Raw genomic sequence first — 12,322 nt, forward strand, 5'->3', positions numbered from 1 at the left:
CAGTTACGAGAGGGCGGCGGTAACAGCCTTGGTGATTTCCTTGATCACGACAGTCCGTTCCGGGATGTCGCTCAGGTCGGCACCCTTCGTGAAAACCACCAGCACGTAGCTGCCGGAGGACATCAAGAGGACGGCGGCGTCGTGGAGTTCGTTATCGAGCAGCCCGTATTTGTGGAAGACGGTGACGCCGTCCGGAACTGTGGCCGGAATGAGGTTTTCGTAGTTGGTGTCCTGCATATAGGACAGGAGCTGCTCCGTATGCTCCTGGTCCAGGAGCCGGCCCTCGAACAGTTCCGCCAGGATATGGGCCATCTCGGCGGTCGAAAGCGTATTCACCTCTGGGTCATACGTGACGTCGATGGAGTCGGCATACTCCGAAAGTTCGGAAAGGCCCACTGCGTCCATCAGCAGGCTCCACGATTCGTTGTTGCTGTCCTGGACCATCGCCTGGATCTGGAACTCCGAGGTGAACGCGCCCAGCGGATCATCGAGGGACGCTGAACCCTCCTCCACGAGGTGGTAATAGGCAGCAGCGGTCAGGATCTTGGCCGTGCTCGCTGCCTCGAACGGTTCCTCCACGCCGTACTGGTGCACGGCCCCGCCGTCGGTAGCCATCAGCGCAACGCCCACCTGGTACTGGCTGTTGGCGCCGATGATGACATCGATGGCTGTGTCCAGGCCCGCGTCAATCGGGGCGGAGCTTGAAAAGGTGTCGATGCCAATTGATGCGCGCGATGCCGCACCCTGCCCGGGCCGGGCAGGGGCCAGTACGTAGGCGGCAGCGATCAGGACGACGCCGAGGAAACCGGCGGCAGCCACCAGGGCGGAACGGCGGCGTAGGGCGGCGACCGTGCGGCGGGCGCGCGGCTGGGAAGAATCGTGCATCTGACGATCCAAGCAGCGGAACCTATGCGGGAGCTATGAAATCCCTGTCAGGGATCAGCCGCGCACTGATCAGACCCCCACTGGTCAGACCCCCAGGAAAGCGATGGCGCCTTGTTTGAAAGCCCGGCTGGTGATGGCGTTGGTGTGGTTGCGGCCAGGCAACGTCAGCTGTTCAGCCATGGACCCTGCCCGGATTCCGAGTGCGGCAAGCTGCGGCATGGTGGCCGCACGTTCATCCTGGTCGCCGGCCACAAGGAGCATCGGCATGTGGGGTACGGCTTCGGCAGGATCGAAGGGCTCGGCCTTGATGGCATCCACCAGGGACAGCAGCGCGAAGATGTTGTTGCTCGGCAGGAGCATGGCCATCTTGAGCAGGCCGGCCGTGGACTCGTCCGCGATGGGGGTTCCGTCGGCGAGGTAGTTCTGCGCTGCGATGAGGTCAAAGGCTGCCAGCGGATCGGCGATGTTCGGTCCGCCCAGGACCAGGCGGTGGACGATCTCGGGCTGGGTGGCGCCGAATTCCCAGGCGAGCCGGGCGCCCAAGGAATAGCCCACAACGTCCACCCCGCTGGTGGGGTCACCGTCGTGCAATGGCCGCACGCCGGCGTCGAACGCTATCTGCAGCAGATCTGCGCGAATCCGGCTGGGGGAGTAGGAGTCCATGTCCTCGGGGGCTCCGCTGCGGCCGTGTCCTGGCAGGTCCACGGTGATGACGCGGCGGCCGGCCTCCAGCAGGGCCGCCACCCAGCCGGTGTCATGCCAGTTGAGTTTGCTGGAAGAGGAGAAGCCGTGCAGCAGCAGCACAGGGCGCAGTCCGGCGTCGTTCTGGGGGTCGTGCACCTCCACAAAAAGTTGGGGGTCCGTGCCCTCAACGGTGTGGGAATGCATCTCGCCGGTGTGCCTGCCGCTCATGGTGTCAGTCCTCATCAAGTACGGCGCTCAGGCGGACCCGGGCGCGTCGGTGCCTCGCTTTGGGACCGTGCCCACGATTCCGGCGGTGTTATCCGGCACCTCGAACACGATCAGGGGTTCGCCGACATTGATCCTGTCGCCTGCCCCACCGAAGATACGGACCACTTTACCTGCCTGCGGACTGGGCAGTTCAACAGCGGATTTGCTGGTTTCCATCTCCACCAGCGGCTGGTTACGCTCTACCTGATCGCCGGGCGAAACCAGCCACTCAAGCACGGTCGCCTCGATCAGGCCCTCGCCGAGGTCCGGGAGCGGGAAGGAAATTTCAGCCACGGCGGTACTCCAATACTCGTTGGATCCCGCTCGGCCGGCGGCTTCGCAATTTGTACAGTGCGGGCCGCCGTCGGTCTTTCTGCCCCTCACCCAACTTGCTTCCACCAGTTGACTTTGCCGGCTCATAACGACATCTGCTGCTACTTGGGTAGGCGATCGCGGGTGGTGAGCCGGGCGCTGAGCCAGCAGGCTGCCGCGAGGCAGGCAACCAGAACGAAGGTGCTCAGCAGCTGTCCGCGGCTGCTTTCCGCGCTGAAGCCGACGGCGAAGATCAGGCCAAGGAGGACGAGTCCGAAGATAGTCAGGCCCGGGAATCCCTTCATTCGCAGCGGAAGTTCGGCACCGTCCCGGTCCGTGCGGCGCCGGAGGATCAGCTGCGAGACGAGGGCCGTGCCCCAGACCACCAGGCACGTGGATCCGACCAGCTGGAACAGGGCCGGCAGGATCCGGTCCGGGAACAGCAGCTCCAGGACGGTGGCGAAGAAGCCGAACGCCACGGACACGCCCACCGCCACCACGGGCACGCTGGCGCCGCTGAGCCTGGCCAGGAACCGGGGAGCCTCGCCGCGTTCGGCGAGCGAGTACACCATGCGGGACGCGCCGTAGAGGTTGGCGTTCAGTGCAGAGAGAAGTGCGACGACGGCAACCAGGGTGATCGCCGTGCCGGCGCCCGGGATCCGGGCCGCGTCGAGCACGCCGGCAAAGGGCGAGGCGAGTCCTTCGGAGGAGACCGGCAGGACGGCCGCGATGACAAAGACCGACCCGATGTAGAAGACCAGGATGCGCCACAGCACCGTGCGGATCGCCTTGCCCACACTGTGCTCCGGGTCCTCCGTTTCCGCGGCGGCCACGGCCACGATGTCGGTTCCGCCGAAGGCAAAGATCACCACGAACAATGCCGTGGCGATTCCGCCAAGCCCGGCGGTGGCAAAATCAGTGGTGATGTTAGCGAGTCCGGGCGAAGCTACCTCGGGCAGGAAGCCCAGCAGCAGGGCGACCCCCACGGCCAGGAACGCCACAATAGCGGCAACCTTCAGGATGGCGAACCAGAATTCAAACTCGCCGAAGTTCTTGACGCCCGTCAGGTTGATGGCCGTAAACACAACCATAAAGATCAGGGCAAGGGCCCACACGGGGATAACCGGCCAGACGGAAAACAGCAGGCCCGCCGCGCCCAGGGCTTCCGCGGCGATGACCACCACCAGCTGGAGCCACCACAGCCAGCCCACTGTGGCGCCGGCGGTTTTTCCCAGGGCCCGCTCGGCGTAGACGGAGAACGCGCCGCTAGTGGGATTCGCAGCGGCCATCTCGCCCAGCGCCCACATCACCAGGATGATGAGCGTCCCGGCGACCAGGTACGAGATCAGCACGGCAGGCCCCGCGGCCTGGATGCCGGCCCCTGAACCCAGGAACAGGCCGGCGCCGATGGCGCTGCCCAGCCCCATCATGGTGAGCTGCCGGGGTTTCATGGTGTGGCCGAGGTGGGATTCCGGCCGCACTGCCGTGGACTTCGATGTCATGCCTGTGAACCTTCTTGGGGTTGGGGTTGGTGCCCCCGCAGGGACCACTTGAATTTACCGCCTAAGTTGACCATCAACCAGGACCTGGGCCACGGTGCGGTAGCCGAGGCGCTGGCCGCGATCCCGGAACTGATCGAGGTCCACACCGTTTCGGGCAGTTCGGACCTTATGGCGAGGATCGCCGCGCGGTCCAATCCGGACCTGCAGCGTGTTCTGGATGCGATGATCGCCACCAGGACCGTGCTCCGCGCGTCGGCCGTGATTGTCCTTAACACCCATTTCCAGGGCAGGACGCTGAAGTTGCTCGAAGCCGCGGCCGCCAGGCAGCCGGAGTAGGGCTCCGGGGACCAGCCCAAGGGGCCGTTGCCCGGTTACGCGTGGCGGCGAAACATTTTGAATCAGAGGAATGTGGCCGTAGAATCAGTTCTAGTCAATTTGACTTTAACTAAGTGATGGCACTGAAGCCCAGAAGCAGGGAGCGGGTGAGTGACCGTGTACAGCAGCTCAGCGAACGTCTCCGAGCGGGCCACCGCTGCCCCCTCGCTCGCGATATCCACCGTCATTTTCGCCCTGCGGCCCAGCGAATCCTCGGGCCGGCCTACCCTTTGGCTTCCCCTGGTCCGCAGGATTCGCGAGCCGTACAAGGACCTTTGGGCCCTTCCCGGCGGACCGCTGACGCACGTTGAATCCCTGCAGGATGCCGCGTCCCGGAACCTGCAGGAAACCACCGGACTCACACCGAGCTACCTGGAGCAGCTCTACGCGTTCGGCGGCCTGCACCGCTCACCCACCCAGCGTGTGGTGTCGATCGTCTACTGGGCGCTGGTCCAGCCCACCGAGGCCGCCCTGGCCGACGAATCGGAGAACGTGAAGTGGTTCCGGGCAGACAAGGTGGGGGACCTGGCCTTCGACCACAACGCCATTGTTGAGTACGCGCTCCGGCGCCTGCGGAACAAGCTGGCCTACGGTTCCGTGGCCTACCACTTCCTGGGGGAGTACTTCACGCTCGCCCAGGTCCGGGAGGTCTATGAAGCCGTCCTGGACACCCGGCTGGACCCGGCCAACTTCCGCCGCCAGCTCAAATCCACGCCGGAGATCGAAGAAACCGGCGAATACCTCCAGGGCGGCAAGCACCGCCCGCCACGTCTTTACCGCTTCACCGGCCGTCCTGGCCTTGACCCCGATAACAGGAGCACACCATGAGCAGCGTCAACACAGCCATCCAGCTGATCACGCGCGAACAAGCCGAAAGCGCGGCCCGAAGCGCGGCAGCAGGCAAAACAGCATCCACCTGCAGCCCGGCGCTCGCCAAGGGCCCGTGGGAATACGACCTTGCCGAAGCCCTCGCGGGTGCCCCTGCCTACGGACCCGGCGCCTCCAGCGCGGACGTTGCCCCGGCCGCCACGCCGCGCCAGGGCCAGCTTCCGGAGGAATACAAGCTCGCCAGCGATGCCGAGCTCGATGTGCGTATCCGCGTGGCCAAGAAAAAGATCGGGGACCGGGCAGTGATCCTGGGCCACTTCTACCAGCGCGACGAAGTCATCCAGTACGCCGACTTTGTGGGCGACTCCTTCCAGCTGGCCAACGCCGCCCTCACCCGGCCCGACGCTGAGGCCATCATCTTCTGCGGCGTGCACTTCATGGCCGAGACCGCGGACATCCTCTCCACCCCGGAACAGGCCGTCATCCTGCCCAACCTCGCTGCCGGCTGCTCCATGGCGGACATGGCGGACACCGACTCCGTGGAGGAGTGCTGGGAACAGCTCGAAGAGATTCTCGGTACCGAGGCCGACGCCGAGGGGCGGGTTCCGGTCATTCCAGTCACCTACATGAATTCCTCCGCCGCCCTGAAGGCTTTCTGCGGCCGGAACGGCGGCATCGTCTGCACCTCCTCCAACGCCAAAGTGGTCCTGGAATGGGCCTTCGAACGCGGCCAGCGGGTCCTCTTCTTCCCTGACCAGCACCTGGGCCGCAACACCGCCAAAGCCATGGGTGTGCCGCTGGAACAGATGCCCATGTGGAACCCGCGCAAGGAACTGGGCGGCAACGACGAACAGGCCCTGCTCGATTCCCGCGTGATCCTCTGGCACGGCTTCTGCTCGGTCCACAAGCGCTTCAACGTCGGTCAGATCGAAAAGGCCCGCTCCGAGTTCCCCGGCGTCAACGTGATTGTGCACCCCGAGTGCCCCATGGAGGTGGTGGACGCCGCCGATTCAGCCGGCTCCACCGATTTCATCAAGAAGGCCATTGCAGCGGCCACCGAACCGACCACTTTCGCGATCGGCACGGAGGTCAACATGGTGAACCGGCTTGCCGCAGAATACCCGCAGCACACCATCTTCTGCCTGGACCCGGTGATCTGCCCCTGCTCCACGATGTACCGCATCCACCCCGGCTACCTCGCCTGGGTCCTGGAGGAGTTCGTCGAAGGCCGCATCGTCAACCGCATCAGCGTGGACGACTCCGTCCAGGACAACGCCAAGACCGCGCTTGAGCGTATGCTCGCCTCGCGTCCTGTGTAGCGTGTCCGCTCTAGTCCACCTCCTGTAACCCCGGAAACCGAAACGAGCCCCACATGAGCGCAGAGAGCCCAGCCGGTGGTCCGGCACCCCGGCGGCTGATCGTCGTCGGGAGCGGCATTGCGGGACTCTACTCCGCGTTGCTGGCCGCCGATGCCGGCGCCGAAGTGGTGCTGCTGACCAAGGGCGCGCTCGCGGACAGCAATACGTACTACGCCCAAGGCGGCATCTCCGCCGTCCTCGACGAACCCGCGCCCGGGGACACTGTGGCCGCGCACCTCGCAGACACTCTGAAGGCCGGGGCCGGGCACTGCGACGAGGAGGCTGTCCGCGTGCTCTGCACGGAGGCCCGCCTGGATATCGCCGGCTTGGAACGCTTCGGCGTGCGTTTCGACATGGACGACGACGGCGACCCCTCGCTCGGGCTCGAAGCCGCCCATTCCGCGCCGCGGATCCTGCACGCCGGCGGCGATGCCACCGGTGCCGGCGTGGCCAGAGCACTTATCAGGACCGTCCTGGATGCTCAGGCCGCTGGCCGGATCCAGGTCATCGGGCACGCCCAGGTCACGTCCTTGTCGCAGAGCGATGGCCGCGTGGCGGGTGTGAATTTCCTCCACGACGGGCGGGAACTCGGCGTCCACGGCGATGCCGTGCTCCTGGCCACCGGGGGAGCGGGCCAGCTGTTCGCCCAGACCACCAACCCTGCCGTGGCAACTGCCGACGGGCTGGCGCTCGCCTGGCGGGCCGGAGCCGCCGTGGCGGACCTGGAGTTCTTCCAGTTCCACCCCACCTGCATGGTGCTGCCAGCCGATGCCCTTGAGGCAGCCGGCAACGGCACCGAACCGCTCCTGATTTCCGAAGCCGTCCGCGGCGAAGGCGCCATCCTGCTGGACGCTAACGGCGAACGTTTTATGCCCGCCTATCACGTCGACGCGGAGCTCGCCCCGCGCGACGTCGTCGCCCGCAGCATCGCCCTGCACCTCGCGACCCTTGGGGATCCAAACGGGCACGTTTTCCTTGACGCCATGGTGGTCGAAGCCCGGAGGGGCGAGGGCTACCTGGCCAAGCGGTTCCCCACCATCACCCAACGCACCCGCGAAGCCGGCGTCGACTGGACCCGCGAACTCGTCCCCGTGGCCCCAGCCGCGCACTACTGGATGGGTGGGGTCCTTACCGACCTCTACGGGCGGACCTCGGTGCCTGGGTTGCTTGCCGCCGGTGAGGTTGCTTGCACCGGCGTTCAAGGGGCTAATCGGCTTGCCAGCAACTCTCTCCTTGAAGGACTTGTCTTTGGGCGGCGGGCAGTCTCCGCATTCTTGAGCGACGGCGCGGGTTGGGTGTCGCCCGACGCTGCTCCTCCGCGTGCTCCCCACGATCTCCCTAACCTCGCAAGCTCGGCCAGGGAACCCGGATCGCGTGGGCCCTCGGCCGCTGGCGGCCTCCCCTTGACGCACGCTTCCGGAGCACCCTCGGACGACGATTCGGCGCTCCCGTTGGGTGCGGCTACTGACGAGCCGGCCCTCAAGGTGCCAGCCTGGGAGTTTGAGACCGTTCCGTCGCCTGGGCCTGTCGAGACGTCGTTTGCGGAGCCCGAGCCGTTTTCCCGGGTGGCTCTTCGGCGGTTGATGACTGCCGACGCTGGGGTTTTGCGTAGTGGCGGGTTGTTGCGGGAGGCTTCTGGCTTGCTTGGGGCGTGGGCCTCTGCTGACAATCCGGTCAACGTGCCTGATTCCCTCGATCCTCGGGAGCATGAGGATGCCAATCTTTTGTTGGCTGCGCAGCTGTTGGTGCATGCCGCGCGGGAGCGGCGGGAATCCTTGGGGGCGCATTACCGCAGCGACAGCGTGGCCGCCGTCGAACATTTTGATAAGCGTTACACCATGAGCCGGAAAGCGAGCCTCGTCCATGACTAGCCTGACCCTCCCCGCAGCACCCGTCCGGGACATCCTGGAGCGGGCCTTTGCCGAGGACGCGCCCAGCGGCGACATCACCTCCCAGCTGCTGATCCCGGCTGACGCCCGCGCCACGGCAGTGCTCAACGCCCGCGTGCCCGGCATCTTCAGCGGTGGAACGGTGTTCCGCGACGCCATGAAGCACATTGATCCGGAGACTGACGTGAAGTTACTGCTTGCAGACGGTGAAGCGTTCGACGCCGGCACCCATCTCGCGCGGGTGAGGGGCAGCGCCCGCTCCGTGCTGCTCGCCGAACGGGTCGCGCTGAACCTGGTCCAGCGCATGAGCGCCATCGCCACCAAGACCGCGGAATTCGTAGAGCTTGTCGAAGGTACCAAAGCGCGCATCACCGATACCCGCAAGACCACCCCCGGCCTGCGGGTGCTGGAGCGCTACGCGGTGCGCTGCGGCGGGGGAGCCAACCACCGCTACAGCCTCTCCGACGCCGTGCTGGCCAAGGACAACCACCTGGCCGTCATGACCGGCGGGGACCCCGCCAAGCTCACCGCCCTGCTTGTCGCGGCCAAGGCCCAGCTGGGGCACACCACGCACTTCGAGGTGGAAGTGGACAGCGCCGAGCAGATCGAGCCTGTCCTCGCCGCCGGCGTGGACACCATCATGCTGGACAACTTCACCCTCGAGGAGCTCCGTGCAGGCGTCAAGCAGGTGGCAGGGCGCGCCATCGTGGAAGCCAGTGGCAACGTCAACCTGTCCACCGTGGCGGACATCGCGGCCGCGGGCGTGGACGTCATCTCCATCGGTGGCCTCACCCACAGCGTGGCTGCCCTGGACCTGGGCCTTGACGTCGAACTGAGGGCCGGCTGATTCGGCCATGATCTTCCTCGACGCCGCCGCCACCACGCCCGTCCGCCGCGAAGTCCTCGAGGCCATGTGGCCCTACCTAAGCGGCGAGTTCGGCAACCCCTCCAGCCACCACACCCTGGGCGAGGCCGCTGCGTCGGCGCTCGCAGGCGCCCGCGCCGCCGTGGCCAAGGTGCTCGGCTGCCGGCCGGGTGAGGTCACCTTCACCTCGGGCGGTACGGAGGCGGACAACCTGGCCGTGAAGGGCATCGCCCTGGCCCGGCAGGCTGCGGATCCGTCGGTGAACCGCGTGGTGATCAGCGCCGTCGAACATCCCGCCGTGGAAGAGTCCGCCCGGTACCTGGAGCGGTTCCACGGCTTCGCCGTTGATGTGGTTCCCGTGGACAGCGCCGGCCGGGTGGCGCCCGCGGCGCTCGCCGCCGTGCTCCGGGCGGAGACCGCCGTCGTCAGCATTATGTACGCGAACAACGAAGTAGGCACCATCCAGCCGGTTGCGGAACTGGCTGCAGTGGCCACCGCGATGGGCATCCCGTTCCATACCGACGCCGTCCAGGCCGCCGGCTGGCTGCCCCTGGATGTCAAGGCGCTGGGCGTGGATGCCCTGAGCATTTCCGGCCACAAGCTCGGCGCACCCAAGGGCTGCGGCGTGCTGTACCTCCGCGGCCGGACCCGCGTCGAGCCCCTGGTGCACGGCGGCGGGCAGGAACGCGGCCGGCGGTCGGGGACCGAAAACGTGGCAGGAGCAGTGGCGCTGGCCACCGCCCTGACGCTCGCCCACGCCGAACGGCCGGAACTGGCCGCCCGAGTGGCAGGCCTCCGCGAACACTTCATCGCCACCATCCTGGACACAGTCCCGGGAGCCCTGCTCACCGGGCACCGGACGGAACGGCTGCCGTCAGTAGCGTCGTTCTGCTTCCCCGGCACCAGCGGCGAATCCGTGCTCTTGGAGCTGGAGCGGCAGGGCGTGGTGTGCTCGAGCGGTTCGGCGTGCGCCGCCGGCTCGGACGCGCCGTCGCCGGTGCTGACCGCGCTGGGCTATGACGCCGAGGTCGCGCAGACAGCTGTGCGGTTCAGCTTCACCTCAACGGTGACATCCGAGGAACTGGAGCAAGCGGCGGCAGCCGTGGGCACCGCCGTCGGGAGTGTCCGGACCCTCGGCCGCAGCTAGCGACCCCCAACCTGCCCAACTATGTAGCGCTATCTGTCGTTTTGGAGGCTCAAAACGACAGATAGCGCTACCTACTTGGGAGAGCGTAGGGGAGCGGTTCAGATGTGGCGGGCGCGGCGGAAGATCCAGTGCCGCAGCATCGTGAACCGCACGGCGGTGGCCACGAAGCCCGACAGGGTGGTGGTCCACAGCTCATCGGACACGGTGGCGTCCGGGTGCAGCCAGTGCAGCACGCCCAGGCTGCCGCCGGTGATGACCAGCGCCACGACGATGACGATCACGCCGTTGAGGTGGTCGCGGGCCATCCGGCGCTGCCCGGAGATCTTGAACGTCAGCCTGCGGTTCAGTGCCGTGTTCATCAAAGACGTCAGCACCAGGGAGGCCGCGTTGGCCAGTTGCGGTCCCAGCCAGGGGCGCAGCAACGCATAGAGCGCCAGGGAGGTGGCGGTGCAGATAATGCCGACGCCCGTGAAGCGGAGGAGCTGCCGCACCAGCGGAAACCTGAAGATTCCGCGGTAATGCTTGGTGGCTGGCGCACCGCGCGTGGGCTGCTGCGTCAGCTGGGCGGCGGGCGCAGCAGGGGTCTCCATGGGTCAAGCCTGACATATCAGGCCGGTGGTTCCTCCCAGGACGCCGCCTTGACCGGGTTGCTGAGCTCGCCAATGCCCTCCACGCGGCACACCACTGTGTCTTCGGGGTGGATGCGGGCACACTCTGCCGGGAAGCCCGTCAGGACCAGATCGCCGGCGTGCAGGGTCATAAAGGAGCTGAGGTAGACGAGGATTTCGTCCACCTTCCAGCCGAGATCGGTGCTGCTGGCGGCCTTCAGTTCGGTGCCGTTGTGGACGATGCTGATGGACAGGTCCGAGTCGTCGAGGTCCGTCACAATCCATGGGCCCACGGGAGTGAAGGTGTCCTGGCTCTTGGCGCTGATCCACAGCTCGTCCGACTTCTGCAGATCGCGGGCCGAGACATCGTTGCCGATGGTGAAGCCCAGGATGGCGCTGCGGGCCGTCTCCAGCGTAAGGCCGCGGACAGAACGGCCGACGACGACGGTCAGTTCGGCTTCCGGGTCAACGTAACCCACCGTGGAGCTCAGCTCGATGGCCTCGCCCGGGCCGATCACGCTCGATGCCGCCTTGTGGAAGGCCTGCGGGGGGAGGTCCCGGCCGGCCTGGCCGGTGTTGTGCGCCATGCCGAAGACGTTGGCGGGGACGGATGGCGCCAGGAAGGTGAACGAGTCCTGGTCTACTGCAGTCCCGGCTTCCCAGCCGGGCCGGGCCGGGTGGTTGGCGTTCGCGCGGGACGCCTCGAAGGGGGAATCAACAACTGTCCAGGACCGGCCTGCGTCGGAGCCGAAGTCGGGGGCGTCATTGGCCACGAAGAAATGTTCGTCGGCAACAGCCGGGGACAGGGGGCGGACACGGGCAAGGCGGCGGGGGGCGCTGGCAGTCATGATGACATCCTACGTCCTCCGGCGGCCGGTGGCCGGCTGCGGCAGGCTCAGTACAGCTCGCCCACCGGGATCTCCACAGCCAGGCGGTTGGACGGGCCGGGTAGCGGGCAGGCCCAAGCCTCGTTGTACGCGCAGGACGGGTTGTAGGCAAAGTTGAAGTCCAGGACAAACTCCGCGCCCGCCCCCGAGCCATGGACCCCGTGGAACGCGCCCTTGATGGTGTCCAGGAGGTACCGGCCGGCGCCGTAGCTTCCACCGGGCTGGCCGGCCGTGGCGTCCCGGAACGGAACGAAGATTCCGCCGCCGTAGCCGTGCAACTTCCACACGCCGAGCTGGCCCAGCTCGGGAAGATCGAACGTGCCCAGCCGGACAAACCGGACCACGCCGTCAGTGGCGGTTTCCACGGTCATTTCCCGGCCGGCTCCCTCAAGGGTCAGCGGCACATAGAAGCGGTAGATGGGATCGTAATCGGCCGTCTTCAGGCCGGAGAACTGCGATTTTTCCCTAGCGCTGAGGGCCGAGGCCGGATGCGTTGCGAACATCCGGTCGCGTTCATGCCGCCAAAGGGAATGGGCCTCCGCCGGATCTTCAGCGGCAACCTTCCGTACCGTGTCGTACAGGGCAAATGTCCGCAGCCGCCAGTCCGCAATGTCGATGGCGGAGATGTCCGCCAGGCTCTCAAGGTCCGCGCCGTACTGCTCATCCGCCATAGGCACCAGCCTAGTCCCTTGCGCGCGGGGAATGTCCGACGGCG

General features: G+C 66.6%; 12 protein-coding genes and 1 pseudogene. 6 read left to right on the plus strand and 7 right to left on the minus strand.

Translation table 11 applies throughout. From position 1 onward, the window contains the following. Positions 1–3: 3 nt before the first annotated feature. The 4 genes and pseudogenes from NG697_RS02095 to NG697_RS02110 all read right to left on the minus strand — a co-directional run bounded on the left by NG697_RS02095 (position 4) and on the right by NG697_RS02110 (position 3,650). Positions 4–885, minus strand: a complete 882-nt coding sequence (locus NG697_RS02095; protein ID WP_252613464.1) for a serine hydrolase — start codon at positions 883–885, stop codon at positions 4–6. 84 nt (positions 886–969) lie between these two features. Beyond that, positions 970–1,797 (minus strand): alpha/beta fold hydrolase, encoded by an 828-nt coding sequence (locus NG697_RS02100; RefSeq protein WP_056349303.1) that lies wholly within the window; start codon positions 1,795–1,797, stop codon positions 970–972. A gap of 4 nt (positions 1,798–1,801) precedes the next feature. Continuing rightward, a pseudogene (locus tag NG697_RS02105) lies at positions 1,802–2,130 on the minus strand (biotin/lipoyl-containing protein). Positions 2,131–2,270: 140 nt separating this feature from the next. Then, a complete protein-coding gene (locus NG697_RS02110) occupies positions 2,271–3,650 on the minus strand; it encodes an amino acid permease (RefSeq protein WP_252613467.1) in 1,380 nt (459 codons plus the stop codon). 66 nt (positions 3,651–3,716) lie between these two features. On the opposite strand from NG697_RS02110, the gene NG697_RS02115 reads away from it, so the two are divergent. The 6 genes from NG697_RS02115 to NG697_RS02140 all read left to right on the plus strand — a co-directional run bounded on the left by NG697_RS02115 (position 3,717) and on the right by NG697_RS02140 (position 10,112). Continuing rightward, the gene (locus tag NG697_RS02115; protein WP_509908552.1) at positions 3,717–3,986 is read left to right on the plus strand and encodes an Lrp/AsnC ligand binding domain-containing protein; all 270 of its coding nucleotides are present in this window, start codon (positions 3,717–3,719) and stop codon (positions 3,984–3,986) included. 156 nt (positions 3,987–4,142) lie between these two features. After that, complete coding sequence (locus NG697_RS02120; RefSeq protein ID WP_252610026.1) at positions 4,143–4,853, plus strand: NUDIX hydrolase; 711 nt, start codon at positions 4,143–4,145, stop codon at positions 4,851–4,853. Further along, positions 4,850–6,172 (plus strand): quinolinate synthase NadA, encoded by a 1,323-nt coding sequence (gene nadA, locus NG697_RS02125; RefSeq protein WP_252613468.1) that lies wholly within the window; start codon positions 4,850–4,852, stop codon positions 6,170–6,172. Before NG697_RS02120 ends, nadA begins: the two co-directional genes overlap by 4 nt. 53 nt (positions 6,173–6,225) lie before the next feature. Beyond that, positions 6,226–8,082 (plus strand): L-aspartate oxidase, encoded by a 1,857-nt coding sequence (locus tag NG697_RS02130; protein WP_252613470.1) that lies wholly within the window; start codon positions 6,226–6,228, stop codon positions 8,080–8,082. Next, positions 8,075–8,947 carry a carboxylating nicotinate-nucleotide diphosphorylase gene (gene nadC / locus NG697_RS02135; protein WP_252613472.1) on the plus strand — a complete coding sequence of 291 codons (873 nt, stop codon included), beginning with the start codon at positions 8,075–8,077 and terminating at the stop codon, positions 8,945–8,947. The genes NG697_RS02130 and nadC overlap by 8 nt, the downstream gene beginning before the upstream one ends. A gap of 7 nt (positions 8,948–8,954) precedes the next feature. Beyond that, entirely contained in the window at positions 8,955–10,112 is a 1,158-nt protein-coding gene (locus NG697_RS02140; protein ID WP_252613474.1) for a cysteine desulfurase family protein, read from the plus strand. A gap of 98 nt (positions 10,113–10,210) precedes the next feature. Here the strand turns inward: NG697_RS02140 and NG697_RS02145 are convergent, their stop codons facing one another. The 3 genes from NG697_RS02145 to NG697_RS02155 are packed head-to-tail and all read right to left on the minus strand — an operon-like array spanning position 10,211 to position 12,278. Then, positions 10,211–10,702, minus strand: a complete 492-nt coding sequence (locus NG697_RS02145) for a GtrA family protein (protein ID WP_252613476.1) — start codon at positions 10,700–10,702, stop codon at positions 10,211–10,213. 17 nt (positions 10,703–10,719) lie between these two features. Beyond that, entirely contained in the window at positions 10,720–11,568 is an 849-nt protein-coding gene (locus NG697_RS02150) for a fumarylacetoacetate hydrolase family protein (protein ID WP_252613478.1), read from the minus strand. A 47-nt stretch (positions 11,569–11,615) separates the two neighbouring features. Then, on the minus strand, positions 11,616–12,278 hold the full coding sequence (locus tag NG697_RS02155) for a DUF1684 domain-containing protein (RefSeq protein WP_252601498.1): 663 nt from the start codon (positions 12,276–12,278) through the stop codon (positions 11,616–11,618). Between the last annotated feature and the right edge of the window lie 44 nt (positions 12,279–12,322).

The organism is Pseudarthrobacter raffinosi (genome assembly GCF_023913835.1).
GTDB lineage: Bacteria > Actinomycetota > Actinomycetes > Actinomycetales > Micrococcaceae > Arthrobacter > Arthrobacter raffinosi.